This window comes from Streptococcus mitis (genome assembly GCF_009496285.1).
Lineage (GTDB): Bacteria > Bacillota > Bacilli > Lactobacillales > Streptococcaceae > Streptococcus > Streptococcus mitis_BP.
On sequence record NZ_WIJK01000016.1, the window covers coordinates 38,458 to 54,471 of the forward strand.

Annotated in this window: 15 protein-coding genes; 1 reads left to right on the plus strand and 14 read right to left on the minus strand. The window is 39.2% G+C overall.

Features of this window, described 5'->3' with window-relative positions; all coding sequences use genetic code 11:
• Positions 1–47: 47 nt before the first annotated feature.
• The 8 genes from GEZ89_RS06360 to eno all read right to left on the minus strand — a co-directional run bounded on the left by GEZ89_RS06360 (position 48) and on the right by eno (position 7,620).
• A complete protein-coding gene (locus tag GEZ89_RS06360; protein WP_153225386.1) occupies positions 48–776 on the minus strand; it encodes a metallophosphoesterase family protein in 729 nt (242 codons plus the stop codon).
• Positions 777–2,444: a DNA repair protein RecN gene (gene recN, locus GEZ89_RS06365; protein ID WP_153225387.1), complete on the minus strand. Its 1,668-nt coding sequence runs from the start codon at positions 2,442–2,444 to the stop codon at positions 777–779. It lies immediately after the preceding gene.
• A 6-nt stretch (positions 2,445–2,450) separates the two neighbouring features.
• Positions 2,451–2,882: an arginine repressor gene (locus GEZ89_RS06370; protein ID WP_049526273.1), complete on the minus strand. Its 432-nt coding sequence runs from the start codon at positions 2,880–2,882 to the stop codon at positions 2,451–2,453.
• The gene (locus GEZ89_RS06375; RefSeq protein WP_153225388.1) at positions 2,875–3,690 is read right to left on the minus strand and encodes a TlyA family RNA methyltransferase; all 816 of its coding nucleotides are present in this window, start codon (positions 3,688–3,690) and stop codon (positions 2,875–2,877) included. The genes GEZ89_RS06370 and GEZ89_RS06375 overlap by 8 nt, the downstream gene beginning before the upstream one ends.
• On the minus strand, positions 3,683–4,558 hold the full coding sequence (locus GEZ89_RS06380; protein ID WP_153225389.1) for a polyprenyl synthetase family protein: 876 nt from the start codon (positions 4,556–4,558) through the stop codon (positions 3,683–3,685). The genes GEZ89_RS06375 and GEZ89_RS06380 overlap by 8 nt, the downstream gene beginning before the upstream one ends.
• Positions 4,555–4,767, minus strand: a complete 213-nt coding sequence (locus GEZ89_RS06385) for an exodeoxyribonuclease VII small subunit (protein ID WP_016465776.1) — start codon at positions 4,765–4,767, stop codon at positions 4,555–4,557. The genes GEZ89_RS06380 and GEZ89_RS06385 overlap by 4 nt, the downstream gene beginning before the upstream one ends.
• A complete protein-coding gene (gene xseA / locus GEZ89_RS06390; protein ID WP_153225390.1) occupies positions 4,745–6,085 on the minus strand; it encodes an exodeoxyribonuclease VII large subunit in 1,341 nt (446 codons plus the stop codon). Before xseA ends, GEZ89_RS06385 begins: the two co-directional genes overlap by 23 nt.
• 230 nt (positions 6,086–6,315) lie before the next feature.
• Complete coding sequence (gene eno / locus GEZ89_RS06395) at positions 6,316–7,620, minus strand: surface-displayed alpha-enolase (RefSeq protein ID WP_000022825.1); 1,305 nt, start codon at positions 7,618–7,620, stop codon at positions 6,316–6,318.
• A 164-nt stretch (positions 7,621–7,784) separates the two neighbouring features.
• Here eno and GEZ89_RS06400 point away from each other — a divergent pair, with 164 nt between their 5' ends.
• A complete protein-coding gene (locus tag GEZ89_RS06400) occupies positions 7,785–8,231 on the plus strand; it encodes a DUF1694 domain-containing protein (RefSeq protein ID WP_153225391.1) in 447 nt (148 codons plus the stop codon).
• On the opposite strand, the gene GEZ89_RS06405 is transcribed toward GEZ89_RS06400, so the two are convergent.
• The 6 genes from GEZ89_RS06405 to glgB all read right to left on the minus strand — a co-directional run bounded on the left by GEZ89_RS06405 (position 8,228) and on the right by glgB (position 15,832).
• A complete protein-coding gene (locus GEZ89_RS06405; protein WP_153225392.1) occupies positions 8,228–9,343 on the minus strand; it encodes a glycerate kinase in 1,116 nt (371 codons plus the stop codon). The two genes, GEZ89_RS06400 and GEZ89_RS06405, sit on opposite strands and share 4 nt — an antisense overlap.
• 16 nt (positions 9,344–9,359) lie before the next feature.
• On the minus strand, positions 9,360–10,001 hold the full coding sequence (gene serB, locus GEZ89_RS06410) for a phosphoserine phosphatase SerB (protein ID WP_153225393.1): 642 nt from the start codon (positions 9,999–10,001) through the stop codon (positions 9,360–9,362).
• A 211-nt stretch (positions 10,002–10,212) separates the two neighbouring features.
• Positions 10,213–11,646, minus strand: a complete 1,434-nt coding sequence (glgA, locus tag GEZ89_RS06415; protein ID WP_153225394.1) for a glycogen synthase GlgA — start codon at positions 11,644–11,646, stop codon at positions 10,213–10,215.
• The gene (glgD, locus tag GEZ89_RS06420; RefSeq protein ID WP_153225395.1) at positions 11,643–12,782 is read right to left on the minus strand and encodes a glucose-1-phosphate adenylyltransferase subunit GlgD; all 1,140 of its coding nucleotides are present in this window, start codon (positions 12,780–12,782) and stop codon (positions 11,643–11,645) included. Before glgD ends, glgA begins: the two co-directional genes overlap by 4 nt.
• Positions 12,772–13,914, minus strand: coding sequence for a glucose-1-phosphate adenylyltransferase (locus tag GEZ89_RS06425; RefSeq protein WP_153225396.1), 1,143 nt, complete (start codon positions 13,912–13,914; stop codon positions 12,772–12,774). Before GEZ89_RS06425 ends, glgD begins: the two co-directional genes overlap by 11 nt.
• Complete coding sequence (gene glgB, locus GEZ89_RS06430; RefSeq protein WP_153225397.1) at positions 13,904–15,832, minus strand: 1,4-alpha-glucan branching protein GlgB; 1,929 nt, start codon at positions 15,830–15,832, stop codon at positions 13,904–13,906. Before glgB ends, GEZ89_RS06425 begins: the two co-directional genes overlap by 11 nt.
• Between the last annotated feature and the right edge of the window lie 182 nt (positions 15,833–16,014).

The following is a 16,014-nucleotide window of genomic DNA, read 5'->3' on the forward strand; positions in this document are numbered from 1 at the left end:
ATAAATTGTTTTTAACATTTTGACAAGACCATACCCTGTTAGGAGTACTAATCTTCAGCAACAAAGCCATCATTTTCGATGAAATAGTGCTCAGTCATACCTTGGTCGGTAAAGACAATACCGTGAAGGACACCGCCGTAAACAGCTCCTCCATCCATTCCAATCTTACCGTCTTCTGTCATCCAAAGTTCAGATGTACCAGGTTTTTGATCCAACAAACCATAGACTGGTGTATGTCCAAAGACAATGTTTTTTCCAGTATGATTGGCTGCTTCGTGAAATGGTTTTCTGAGCCATACCTTCTTATAATCAGTAGTATCATGCCAATCATCCAAAGTCAAATCAATACCGGCATGAACAAAGATATACTTATCTGTTTCAATGACAAAAGGCATCTGACGGATAAACTCCACTAAGTCTGCTGCTTCTGTCTCAACTCGTTTAGCATCTGCTACTCCATCTACTGGTGCATCCAGTGGACGCCCCAAAATAGAATTAATAGTTGTATCCCCACCATTTCGACGATAGTGGTCATAGCTTTCTTCAGGGTTATCCAACCAAGTTAAAAACATATACTCATGGTTTCCTGATAAGCAGATAGCTCCCTGATTGTCGACCAAGTCTTTGACCATTTCTAGAACTCGGCGACTATCTTCTCCTCTATCAATCAAATCTCCAAGAAAGAGTAATTGAGTCTTACCATCCCATGTTTTAAGTAAGTCTTCTAACATTCCAGCTTTTCCGTGGACATCACCAATTACATAATAGTCTGTCATTTATTTCTCCTTACTTTGTAATAATTCTCTCGCTTGAGTCAATGCTGCTTCTGTCACATTCTCTCCAGCCAACATCTTAGCGACTTCTTCAATCCTTTCTTCAACTGTCAACAAGCGAACTGTTGAAACGGTCGAATGTTCATTGCTAATCTTTTCGATGAAGAACTGATAATCTGCAATCGCAATAACTTGAGGAAGGTGAGAAATAGCTAATACTTGACCGTGCTGTCCAATTTTATGAATCTTTTGCGCGATGGCTTGAGCTACACGACCTGAAACTCCCGTATCCACCTCATCAAAGACGATACTGGTCTTGCCTTCCTTACGAGAAAAAGCGGACTTGATAGCTAACATGAGACGAGACAACTCTCCACCAGAAGCTACTTTTACCAATGGTTTAAAATCTTCTCCAGGGTTGGTTGAAATGTAAAATTCAACACTCTCATTACCTTCACGACTGAATTTGCCTTGACTAAAACGAACTTGAAATTGTGCTTTCTCCATGTATAGGTCTTGCAATTCTTGCTTGATTTCAGCTTCTAAATCCTTCGCTATTTTATGGCGAGCTTGAGCAACTTGACCTGCTAAACCCACAAGATTTTTTTCAAGCTTCTTGAGTTCGATTTCCATATCTTCAGAAGATAAATTATTTCCTGTTAGAAGATTGTATTCGTCTGTAATCTTGGCAAAGTATTCAAGGACATCATCTACACTACCACCATACTTACGGGTAATGGTGTGAATTAAATCTAGTCTGCTTTCAACCTGCATCAAACGATTACCATCAAAATCTAAATCATCAATAATGGATTCCAAGCGCTTGGTGATATCTTCTAGAACATAATAGGATTCAGAAAGGGAACTTGAAATCTCACGATACTCTGAATCGAACTCTTCAAGACTTTCCATATCATTCATGGCCGAACGAACATTTGCAAGGCTTGAAAATTCTTCATTATCAAGCATACTATAAGCATTTGTTAAAGTATCGGCGATATGTTTATGGTTAAGAAGTTTGTCTCTTTCTTGATTAAGGGCAATATCTTCACCAGCTTTCAAATTAGCTGCTTCAATCTCAGCCATCTGAAATTCCAACATTTCAATTCGAGCCTTGTGTTCCTGCTGATTTTTTTTGATGTCAAGCACTTGCTTACGCATACGGCGATAGTTATCAAAGCTCATCTGATAGGCTTCTTTTAATTCAAAGAAAGAAGCATCCCCAAACTCATCCAACATCTGGATATGTCGATGTGGGCGCATTAACTCCTCTTGGTCATGTTGACCATGGATATCAACTAGCTGTTGACCAATCGCCCTCAATACTGAAAGATTAACCATCTGTCCATTGACACGACTGATGCTTCGGCCGTTTTGTAAAATTTCGCGACGAATAATGATTTCATCACTCAATTCTAATCCTTGTTCATCAAAAATTTCTTCTAGCGCGCGATTACTTTCAATTGAAAAAAGACCTTCAATTTCCGCTTTGGGAGCCCCATGACGAATAACTTCTGTTGTAGCTCGAGCTCCTAACATCATATTCATAGCGTCGATGATGATTGATTTACCCGCACCTGTTTCACCAGTTAAAACTGTCATCCCTTGTTCAAAGTTCAAAGAAATTGATTCGATGATAGCAAAATTTTTAATCGAAATTTCCAGTAACATATAATCCTACCAATTTTTAACTTGCTCAAAAATATCTTTGGCTGTTTCTTCACTTCTCAATACCATCAAGATGGAATTATCATCAGCAATACAGCTAAAAATTTGGTCAGAAAAAACAGTCATCAACTGACTCTTGACGAAAATAGTATTCCCTGGAATAACTTGCAAATTGATCATATGCCCCATGCGCTCAGCATGAATAATATTATTTTCTGCCAACTGCAAGCTTCTAACGATTGATTTTGGTAATTCATAGATGTAAGTATTGTCTTTTAATGGAATTTTTACAATACCTAATTCTTTAATATCTCGGGAGACTGTTGCTTGAGTAGCAGAGATCCCCGCTTCTCTCAAGTGTTCAACGATTTCTTCCTGTGTTCCGATTTGATAATCTGTAACAAATCTTCTAATCTTCTCAAGTCTCTCTTTTTTATTCATCTTTAAACTCTCTATGTGCTCTCTCTACAACTTTTTCTATTTCAGTAACAACCTGATTGCTCGCCTGGTCTTCCTTCCGTAAATAGGCTAAGAATTCAATATTTCCATGTCCTCCTTGAATAGGAGAATAGTCCAATCCTAAGACTGAAAATCCTTCATCAACTGCCATTTTAGTAACTGATTCTAAAACATTTTGGTGAACCTTGGCATCTCTGATAATTCCATTCTTACCAATCTGCTCACGTCCAGCCTCAAACTGAGGCTTGATGAGTGCGACAACCTGCCCTTGATCAGCTAAAACTCGGTGCAAAGCTGGCAGAATAAGGCCTAGGGAAATAAAACTGACATCGATACTTGCGAAACTTGGTTCCTGATTAAAGTCGGTCTTTTCAGCATAGCGGAAATTAAACTGCTCCATACTGACAACACGAGGGTCTTGACGTAATTTCCACGCCAGTTGGTTAGTACCAACATCGACTGCAAAAACTAGTTTAGCACCATTTTGCAACATGACATCCGTAAAACCTCCAGTTGAAGCTCCGATATCAATGGTCGTTTGTCCCTCAACTGATAGATCAAAAATATCTAGCGCCTTCTCAAGTTTCAAGCCACCACGACTGACATACTTAAGTTTCTCGCCCTTGAGTTTCAACTCTGTATCGTCAGGAATTTTTTCTCCTGGTTTATCAAATCGTTCGCCATTTAAAACAGCGACTACCAAACCTGCCATAACACCACGTTTTGCTTGTTCTCTCGTTTCAAATAAACCTTGTTTGTAAGCTAGTACATCTACTCTTTCCTTAGCCATGGATTCTCAAACTTTCTACTATTTTCACAATTGGTTCCTTATCAAAGCTCACGACTTGGCTAATCTCTTCAAGTTTCGCATTAGCTTGATCCAATGTTTGATTGCAAAATGCTATCGCCTGATCTAATCCCAACAAAGCAGGGTAGGTTGACTTTTCGGCTTGCAAATCCTTCTGGGGTGTCTTGCCGATTTCCTCAAAACTTGCTGTAACATCAAGCACATCATCTCTCACTTGGAAAGCCAGGCCAATCAACTCGCCAACTGTTTTAAGCTGTTTCTGAAGATTTTCATCCAATCCAGCAATGATTCCAGCCGCTTGGAAAGGAAAGGCTAAAAGTTTACCGGTCTTATTAGCATGGATAGTCTGAAGTCCCTCCAAATTCAAGTGTTTTCCTTCACCTTCCATATCTAAAACTTGTCCAGCCACCATTCCCATACTTCCAGAAGCAAGGGATAAATTTGATATTAAATCTACCTTGGTTTGACTCGGCAAATCAGCTTGAGCAATTAAAGCATAGGGATCCAAAAAAAGCGCATCCCCAGCTAAAATAGCTAGAGCTTCACCATACACCTTATGGTTGGTCAAACGCCCCCGACGAAAATCATCATTATCCATAGCAGGAAGATCATCATGGATCAAACTTCCTGTATGAATCATTTCTAGTGCCGCTGCAACTTGAGCATGTTCCTGAGTGATAGGCACTTGCAAGGAGTCCAAAACTTCTAAAAGCAAATAAGGACGAATCCGTTTACCACCAGCATGGACGGAATAGAGAACAGCCTCTCTTAAACTGGATGCAAATCGTTGGTTGCCATAAAAGCCTTCAAGAGCTGATTCGACCAAAGCTAGTTTTTTCTGCTTGTTCATACCAGTTCACTTTCTGTTCCATCTTCTTGCATCACCTTGACCAAAGTCTTTTCTGCTTTATCAAGTGTTGCTTGCAATTCTTTTGAAAGAACCATTCCTTTTTGAAATGCAGCAATAGCATCTTCCAAAGCAATTTCACCATTTTCTAAGCTTTGAACAATCGTTTCAAGCTCTGCTAAATTTTCCTCAAATTTCTTTTGTTTTGACATCTTTAACCTCTAATTCTACCTGACCGTCCCGCATCAACAGTGATACTTGGTCATTTTCTTTCAAATCCTTCGCAGAAGCCACTACGACTTCTCCTTTTTTAACAATTGCATAACCTCTGGCTACAATTCGACTAGTATCTAGCATAAGGAGAGCTTCTGATAGGCGTTTTACTTCTGCTACTTTTGCATCATAGGTCACAGCCATCTGGCTACGCAGCAGTTTCTTTAATTGCTGGATACGATCCTGATAACGCTGAATCTTGATGGTTGGTGATAATTGTTCCAAACGGTGGACTAGTTCTTGAACCTTTTGTTGATTACGAACCAATTCAGCATTCAGTCCTTGTTTCAGTCGTAGCTGTAACTGATCCAAGCGTTGTAGATAACCGTCATATAAACGCTCTGGTTGTCTGAAGATGACCGATTGACTTAGGATTCTCAAAGCTTCTTGTTTCTTTGACAAACTATGCTTAGCCGCTGTAGTCATGCGTTTTTCTTGATTCTGAAGATAGGTCAAAAGATCTAACTTAGTTACTGGTGTAGCGAGTTCAGCAGCTGCTGTCGGCGTTGCCGCTCTCTTGTCAGCAACAAAATCAGCCAAAGTGACATCTGTTTCATGACCTACACTCGAAATAATCGGTAAACGAGATTCAAAAATTGCTCGAACTACAATTTCTTCGTTAAAGGCCCAAAGATCTTCAATGGAACCTCCCCCACGGCCAATAATCAGAACATCTAAGTCATCGCGTTCATTGGCTCGAGTTATGTTACGAGCAATTTCCTCTGCAGCACCCTCACCTTGAACTTTAGTAGGATATAAGACAATTTCCACACCAGGGAATCGTCTACTGACTGTAGTAATGATATCTTGAATCACAGCACCACTTCGACTGGTCACCACACCTATTTTTTTTGAAAATTGTGGTAAAGATTGTTTAAATCGCTCTTGAAACAAACCTTCTTCTGCCAGTTTCTTCTTAAGTTGTTCAAATTGGATAGCCAAGGCACCAACACCATCTGGTTCAGCTTTTTCAATGATAATCGAATAACTTCCGCTTGGCTCATAGACCTGGACACGACCAACCACATTGATCTTCATACCTTCTTCCAAATCAAAACCTAGTTTCTGATAAATACCTGACCAAATGGTTGCCTGAATAACTGCACGATCATCCTTAAGAGAAAAATACTGATGCGTTGGACGCTTGCGGAAGTTAGAGACTTGACCAGTTAAATAGATCCGTTCCAAGTAGGGGTCTTTATCGAATTTCATTTTTAAATACTTAGTCAAAGTTGTAACCGATAAATACTTTTCCATCTCTACCTCCTTCTTTTCTCTAGTTTTTCCTGGGTATTATTATACCAAAAAAACGTTTAAAAATCTCTTTTTTCACCTCTAGAATACGAAAACAAGACTGGATTTCTTTGACCTTGTCTTATAATATACAAAAGCCCTTCGGATAAAATCCGAGGGGCTTAAATCTTGTTTAATCAAGAGCCGAACTTTTGAGTTTCAAGGTTCGGGATAAAATAGTTCACTGAACTATTTTATTTTTTAAGGTTGTAGAATGATTTCAATCCACGGTATTCAGCTACTTCACCAAGTTGGTCTTCGATACGAAGCAATTGGTTGTATTTAGCGATACGGTCAGTACGTGAAAGTGAACCAGTCTTGATTTGTCCTGCGTTTGTTGCAACTGCGATGTCAGCGATTGTTGAATCTTCAGTTTCACCTGAACGGTGTGATACAACGGCAGTGTAACCAGCTTCTTTAGCCATTTCGATAGCGTCGAATGTTTCAGTAAGAGTACCGATTTGGTTAACTTTGATAAGGATTGAGTTAGCAGCGCCTTCAGCGATACCTCTTTCAAGGTAAGCAGTGTTTGTTACGAAGAAGTCGTCACCAACCAATTGAACTTTACCACCAAGACGTTCAGTAAGAGCTTTCCATCCATCCCAGTCGTTTTCGTCCATACCATCTTCGATAGTGATGATTGGGTATTTGTTTACCAATTCTTCAAGGTAGTCGATTTGTTCTGCAGAAGTACGAACAGCAGCTCCTTCACCTTCGAATTTAGTGTAGTCGTAAACTTTACGTTCTTTATCGTAGAATTCTGATGATGCACAGTCAAATCCGATAAATACGTCTTTACCTGGAACATAACCAGCAGCTTCGATAGCAGCAAGGATAGTTTCAACACCGTCTTCAGTTCCTTCGAAACGAGGAGCGAATCCACCTTCGTCACCTACGGCTGTTTCAAGACCACGAGATTTAAGGATTTTCTTAAGAGCGTGGAAGATTTCAGCACCCCAACGAAGAGCTTCTTTGAATGTTGGTGCACCAGCAGGTACGATCATGAATTCTTGGAAAGCGATTGGAGCATCTGAGTGAGAACCACCGTTGATGATGTTCATCATTGGAGTTGGAAGAACTTTAGTGTTGAATCCACCAAGGTAGCTGTAAAGTGGGATTTCAAGGTAGTCAGCAGCAGCACGAGCTACAGCGATAGACACACCAAGGATAGCGTTAGCACCCAATTTACCTTTGTTAGGAGTACCGTCAAGTGCGATCATAGCACGGTCGATAGCTTGTTGGTCACGTACATCGTAGCCGATGATTGCTTCAGCGATGATGTTGTTTACGTTGTCAACAGCTTTTTGTGTACCAAGACCACCGTAACGAGATTTGTCACCATCACGAAGTTCAACTGCTTCGTGTTCACCAGTAGAAGCTCCTGATGGAACCATACCACGTCCGAAAGCACCTGATTCAGTGTAAACTTCTACTTCAAGTGTTGGGTTACCGCGTGAGTCTAGGACTTCGCGAGCGTAAACATCAGTAATAATTGACATTTTTTACTCTCCTTATTGAGTTAAATTTTTTACACCTCTATGATACCTTAAAAAGACTCCTTTTTCAAGGAAAAACGTTATCTTTGTGCAAATTTTCCTTAAGTTTATAAAGTAATCGCTTTCTTTTATCTGTTTTCTCCTTTATTTTATGATATACTATTTTTATGACTGATCTATCTAAACAAATCCTAGAAAAGGCCAATGGTGGTCTTAAACTAAATCCTGATGAACAAAGACGTTTTCTCGGAACATTTGAAGAACGTGTCCTTGGCTACGCGGACCTTGAAACAGCTGATGATGATAAATTTAAAAATGGATTTTTAACAATTTTAGAAACCTTTAGAAAAGAGACTCAACCTCTATTTGTCAAAATTTCTCCTCAGGTAGAGTTTGAAAAACAAGTTTTTTATCTAAAACAATCCAAAGATGCTGACTGCCAAGCGACCATCGTTTCTGAAGATCATAACTCTTCTCCTTTCGGCCTAGTTATCCATAGCGATGCCCCTGTTCAAACAAGTGAAAAAGACCTAAGAAAGGCCTTTTCAGACTTATGGCAGGAAAAAGAGATGAAAAAAGCTCCTACTTCTCTTTGGAAAAAATGGTTTGGTTAATTTTTCTTCAAAGCTAAAATTTGACCAATGTTTGCAGCTGTATCTTCTAAATAGATAGCTGCATTTTTTAAACTATCTTCTAATGGTTCGCTTTTTTCTAGTATTGAAAAAGCAGCTATGACATTCTCAAATGGTAAAGGAGGTAAATCCTCAGCTAAACTACCACAAATAGCAATAACTGGAACACCAACTGGTGTTCTTTTTGCTACTCCGATTGGAGCCTTACCAGATAAACTTTGAGAATCTAACCTACCTTCACCAACAATAACTAGATCTGCATCTGCAACATTTTTATCAAAATTGATTATATCTAGACAGGTTTGAATACCAGATACAATCTCTGCTCCAGCAAAGGCACACAAGCCAGCCGCAATACCCCCACCTGCTCCAGCTCCTTCAAGGCTTAAAATTTCAGGGGCAACTTTGTGGTAAAAGTTTTCAATAGAAGCATCAACTTCTTGAAATTTTGTTGGATTCAATCCTTTTTGCTTTCCGAATGTATAGGTAGCACCGTGAGTTCCACAGAGTGGATTGGTAACATCTGCTAAGATTTTGATATGCACATCAGAAGGAATAGATATAACTTTCTCCTTTGAGATATCAGTAATTTCAAACAAAGACTGACCTATAGCTAGAAGTTCATCTCCATTTTTGTCATAGAACTGGTAACCAAGTCCTGAGGCAATTCCAATACCACCATCGTTACTGGATGTCCCACCAACTCCGATATAAATTTCTTTCATTCCTTGTTCAATTAAATAAAGGATCAGTTGACCAATCCCCTTTGTTTGAATCTTCAGTGGATTTCGTTTTTCAATAGGAATTTTAGCAAGCCCAACTAAATCAGCCACCTCGAACAGAGCAAGTTCTCCTTTTTGAACATATGTCATTTGAACCTCATCTCCAAAGGGACCTGTCACTAAAGCAGTTTTTTCTACAAGACCAAGTGAATTTTTAATGGCATCTACTGTTCCTTCCCCTCCATCGCCAACAGGTAAGAGCAAACATTTCGATTCAGGTAGAGCCTTTTTAAGGCCTCGTTTAATAGCTTTAGCTACTTCACTTGCAGGGAGACTCTCCTTAAAAGAGTCAGGTGCGATAACAATTTTCATACACTCATCTTTCTAATCAAAGGAAATCTATCAGATGCAATACTTTTGTTAAATCTCTATCTTCAATTTGAAGGGGAATTTCCTCTTTCACGATTTCTTTGGCACAGAAGCCAATGCCGATTCCAGCTCTCTTCAACATTGCTAAATCATTAGCTCCATCTCCAATAGCAATGATCCTTTCGATAGGTACTTTTAATTCATCAGCCCATCTTACTAGGGTTTCTTTTTTAACTTCTCTGCTTATAATAGGACCAACAAGATTTCCAGTTAAATGACCATCTCTGATTTCCAGTTGATTAGCAGCAAGTAATGAAATCCCTAAATCTTTTGCTAATCTTTCAACAACAGGTGTAAATCCACCCGAAACTAAACCCATTTCTATCTGATTTTTTTGCAGAGTGTTAATAAATTGCGCAGCATTTTTACTAAGGTGTAGTTCATGATAAATCTTATCAAAAGTATCTACAGATAGTCCTTGTAATAAAGAAACACGTTTTCTCAGGCTTTCTTCAAAATCTAGTTCTCCTCTCATAGCTTGGGCAGTCAGTAGAGCTACTTCTTCTTCACATTCTGCTTCTTTCCCCAACAAATCAATAACTTCCTCTTCTATCAGTGTTCCATCAACATCCAGTACACAGAGCCCTCTAGCTTTATTCATATAACTTCCTTACTTTTTTCATTTCAAAAAAGAGGTTGGGACAAAAGATCCCAACCTCACTTTTTATTAGCAATCAAACTTTGACGCGGTTGCTGATTGAACTTTTTGTTCGTCTTTTAGACTCCAAAAAGCTCCTAATCATCCTCGCGGGGCTGGGACTACGAAATCGAGACTTTGTCTATCGATTTCTGTCCCACCGCCTTTTAACTATTTAGTTTGCTAAGCTATGGTACAAATCAAGATAGGACTTGCAGGCTGTATCCCAAGAGAAATCACATTCCATAGCTTGAACTTGCATATTTTTCCAAACATCAGGATGGTTGTGATAAACATCCAAAGCTGTTTGCAATGCCCAGTTGAGCCAGTATGGAGTTAGGTTGTTAAAGCTAAAGCCTGTACCTGTTCCTTCAATTGGATTAAAGGCTTGAACTGTATCTCTAAGTCCACCCACCTCGTTTACTAAAGGAAGCGTACCATATCTCATGGCCATCATTTGTGAAAGTCCACACGGTTCAAAGCGACTTGGCATGAGGAAAATATCACATGCTGCATAAATCTCTTGAGCTAATTTCACATCGAAAGTAATATTGGCAGAAAGTTTTTCTGGGAATACTTGACTAAACCAAGAGAAGGCTTGTTCAAATCCTGAATCTCCAGTTCCCAAGAGAACGATTTGAATATCCTCTTGAAGCATACGATGCAGGCTTTCAACCACCACATCAAAGCCCTTCTGACGAGTCAAACGTGACACGATACCAATCATTGGAACATCTTGACGTACTGGAAGACCAACTCTTTCTTGAAGTTTCGCTTTATTTTGAGCTTTTCCTGACAAATCAGTTTTATTAAAATGATACTCAAGTAAAGCATCCGTCTCTGGGTTGTACAAATCTGTATCAATACCATTAACAATACCTGAAACCTTACCAGATTCCATACGAAGAATCTGATCAATACCGCAACCAAATTCTGTAGTCATGATCTCATAAGCATAGCTCGGTGACACGGTTGATACACGATCTGCATAGAGAATACCTGCCTTCATCCAGTTAAGACAATCATTCCAACGAACTGTTCCATCAGCATAGCGCTCAAATCCAACCCTGAACAAGTCCCAAAGCATGCTTTCAGAGAATTGACCTTGAAATTCTAAGTTATGAATGGTCAAAACAGTCTTGATTCCTTGGTAAGCTTGAATCCATCTGTATTTTTCTTTTAACAAGAACGGAATCATTGCTGTATGATAGTCATGAGCGTGGAGGACATCAGGAATAAATCCGATACGCTCCATAGCTTCAAGGGCAGCAAGTTGGAAGAAAGCAAAACGTTCGCCATCATCGAAATCTCCATAAACATGCCCACGGAAGAAATAATATTGATTGTCGATAAAGTAGAAGGTAACACCGTTTAAAACAGTTTTCTTAATTCCACAAAATTGTCTCCGCCAACCAACGTATACTTCAAATTGGAGAACATCTTCAATTTGATCACCAAACTTGGCTTCCACCATGTCATAGTATGGCAGGATAACAGCAACTTCATGACCAGATTTAACTAATGATTTTGGAAGAGCCCCGATAACATCTCCCAAGCCACCTGTTTTAGAAAAAGGAGCTCCTTCGGCTGCTACAAATAAAATTTTCATGAAAGAATGTCCTCTGTTACTTTTTCACCTTTTTTGATGACAACAGGATTTTCTGCTGTACCACGAATAACAACTCCCTCAGCTATTTCAGCTCCTTTATCTACAATTGCATACTCAACTTGTGCACCTTTTCCAACGACAACACGAGGGAAGATAAGAGACTCTTTAACCAAGCTGTCTTTATTGATACGAACATTACGCGAAATAATAGATTTATCCACTTCACCTTCAATGATACTACCAGAAGCAAATTGAGAGGTGTTCACTTTTGAACCAGATGCGTAGTAGGTAGGTTCTTCGTTTTTAACTTTAGTATGAATCTTTTGATTTGGTGAGAACAAAGAGTAGAATTTTTGCTGATTCAGCATATCTAGATTCGCTTGATAGTATGTTTCTACTGAATGAATATTGGCTAGGTATCCTGTGTATTCATATGCAAAAGCACCTTCTTTGGCTGCCAAATCACGAAGAACATAACGTAATTTTTCTGGATATTCTTTTTGAGCTTCTTCTTCCAAACGTTTAATCAACCATTGAGTGTCTACAACAAAGATATCTGTTGACATGTTGTAAAAATCTTGATTTGATTTTTTATCAAAGAGTTTGTGAGAAAGCACATGGTCAGTTTCATCGATATCAAGGATTGCATTTACTTCTGAAATGTCCTTCTTAGGCAATTTCTTGTAAACAACTGTAATTGGTGATTTTGTTGTATTATGCAAATGGAATACTTGATTGAGATCAATATTCACCAAAACATCACAGTTCAAGGAAACTGTTTGGTCTGAACCTGAACGTTTTAAGTAAGTTAAGAGTTGTTGATAGTACTCTTTACCAACAGTGCTACTTTCTACACGAGTATTGTAGATTCCAAGATAGTAGTGGCTAAGAAGTGTATTCAAGCCCCATTCACGTCCTGAACGAATATGGTCAAATACAGAGCTGATGTTATCTTGTTGGAAAATTCCAAAGATACTACGAACACCTGCATTAGCTAAACTTGAAAGTGGGAAGTCAATCAAACGATACTTTCCTCCAAATGGTAAAGTTGCCACTGGACGGTTACTTGTCAAAGTTGACATATCATGGAAACCAACGGTATTTCCTAAAATCGCTGAATATTTATCAATCTTCATCTGTTGCTACCCCCACTACTTCGTTATATCCGACTACTTGTACTTCTTCTGTACCATCAATTTCTACACCATCGGCAATGACTGCACCTTCACCGATGATTGCACGTGTAATTTTAGCACCTCTACCAATAACTGCTCCACTCATGATGACAGAATCAACGACTTCTGCCCCCTTACGAACTTGAGCAGCTGTAGAAAGGATAGAGTGTTTCACTGTACCATTTACGTAACAGCCATCCACTACAAGAGAGTCTTCTACTTGAGCGAATTCTCCAAGGAAGTTTGGTGGAGCGATAAGGTTACGAGAATAAATTTTCCATTGACGGTTACGGCTATCTAGAGCATTCTCTGGAGAGATGTATTCCATATTTGCTTCCCAGAGTGATTCGATAGTACCAACGTCCTTCCAGTATCCATTGAATTCATAGGCATAGACACTTTCACCTGTTTCAAGATAGTTTGGAATAACATTTTTACCGAAGTCTGACATGTCTAGGTTGGCCTTTTCAGCTGCAACTAGCATATTGCGAAGTCGTTTCCAGTCAAAGATATAGATACCCATTGATGCCTTAGTTGATTTTGGTTCCGCTGGTTTTTCTTCAAACTCAACAATACGATTATTAGCATCTGTATTCATGATACCAAAACGGCTAGCTTCTTTAAGTGGCACATCTAAGACAGCAACTGTCAAGCTGGCATTATTGTCCTTGTGTGATTGGAGCATATCATCATAGTCCATCTTGTAGATATGGTCACCTGAAAGGATCAAAACATACTCAGGATTGATACTGTCGATATAGTCGATGTTTTGGTAAATGGCATGACTTGTACCTTCAAACCAACGATTTCCTTCACTTGCAGAGTAGGGTTGAAGGATAGAAACACCTGTGTCAATACCGTCTAGACCCCAACTAGAACCATTACCAATGTGGCTGTTGAGAGCTAGTGGTTGATACTGTGTGATAACCCCAACATTATGGATACCAGAGTTGGCACAGTTTGAAAGAGCGAAGTCAATGATACGGTAGCGCCCACCAAATTGCACGGCAGGTTTAGCAATGCTTTGAGTGAGTTTACCGAGACGAGTTCCTTGCCCACCAGCAAGGATTAAAGCTAGCATTTCATTCTTCATTTTCTACTCCTTTTTGAGTTTTATTAGCGACTTTCTTAGTAGGTTTTATGCGACGTTTGATTTTCCAAATACTTGCTCCCATAGCTGGCAAGGTAAATGTCAAAGTCTGCTCATAATCCTTCCACAATCCTTCTTGAGTTTGAACAGTTTGGTTATGCTCTTTCCACACACCACCCCATTGTTCTAACTCTGTATTCCAAATTTCTTCATAAATACCTGCAACAGGAAGACCAATTGTGAAATCAGGACGTTCAACTGGTGCCATATTGAAGACACAGACTAGCATCTCGCCTTTCTTGCCTTTTCGGATAAAGGAAAGAACACTCTGATCTCTGTTATCCGCATCAATAATTTCAATACCGTCATAGCTTGTATCAATTTCCCAAAGACAACGGTGGTCTTTATAAAGCTGATTCAACTGTGATGTAAAGTATTTCATCTTGGCATTCATCGGATCTTCTAGGTTAGACCACTCTAATTGCTCTTCGGATTTCCACTCTAGGAATTGACCAAACTCACTACCCATGAAGAGTAATTTCTTACCAGGGTGACAAATTTGATAAGTGTAGAGGTTTCTCAAACCAGCAAACTGATTGTATCGATCACCCCACATCTTATGCATCATACTTTTCTTACCATGTACAACCTCATCATGTGAGAATGGTAGGAGATAATTTTCATTAAAGACATACATGAAGCTGAAGGTCACTAGATTAAAGTCATACTTGCGGTAAATAGGATCTTCTTCGTAGAAACGTAGGATATCGTTCATCCAACCCATGTTCCACTTGTAGTCAAATCCAAGTCCACCCATTTCTTTCATACCGGTAATCTTGGTACCTGAAGAAGACTCCTCTGCAATCATCATAACATCCGGATGAGCTAGCTTAATAACATCGTTCAAGCGTTGAAGGAAATAATAGCCTTCATAGTTGAGATTGCCTCCGTCTTTATTTGGTGTCCATGGAGCATTGTCATAATCTAGATAGAGAATATTACTTACAGCATCAACACGAATACCATCTAGGTGATAGAAATCAATCCAAAACTTAATGCTAGAAATCAAGAAAGATTGGACTTCATTTTTACCAAGGTCAAAGTTAAGTGCTCCCCAACCGTAGTTGTTAGCCTTATTATGATCTTGGTATTCAAAAGTTGGTGTGCCATCATAGTATGCCAAAGCATCATCATTGATGGTAAAGTGACCCGGCACCCAATCCACAATTACACCGATATTGTTGATATGACATTCCTCAACAAAATCTTGGAACTCTTCAGGACGACCATAGGCATGCTCTAAAGCAAAGTAACCCATGAGCTGATAACCCCAACTCAAACCAAGTGGGTGAACCATCAAAGGCATAAACTCGATATGAGTATAGTTCATCTCAACAAGATAGGGGATGAGCTCTTCTTTGAGTTGAGCAAAACTATAAGGTGTTCCATCAGGATTTCTCTTCCAAGATCCTGCATGCACCTCGTAGATATTGACCGGTCTTTCGAAAAATCTCCAACGTTTTCTACGAGCTAACCAGAGACCGTCCTTCCATTTTTTCTCAGGTATTTCTGTTAAAACAGCTCCTGTTCCCGGACGAGCTTCATAGCGTACTGCCAAAGGATCAATCTTCATAAGCTGATGACCATTAGCACGAGTAATATGATATTTATAAATATGCCCCTCTTGAGCTAAAGTTGTAAAAACTTCCCAAACTCCAGATTCATTACGAACCATGGGGATTTGATTTTCAGCCCAGTTAGTAAAATCACCAACTAGATGGACAGCCTGCGCATTTGGCGCCCAGACACGGAATGTATAGCCATACTCACCGTCTCTTTCTTCACGATGCGCTCCCAAATAGTGCTGAAGATGAAAATTTTCGCCACTAGTAAAAGTTCTTAAAGCCTCAAATTTATCCATTGAATCCCCCTTTTATTGTAAGCGTTTTCTATATTTCTATTATACTACCTTTTAAGAAAACTTTCAACTAATTTCCGAATTCTCCTAAAATTTTTTTCGAAAATCTTCATATAGTTATCTTAACATTTCTAAAATTTTCATAAATTATAATAAGCGATGTAATTTTCTATTAGCTACTATTA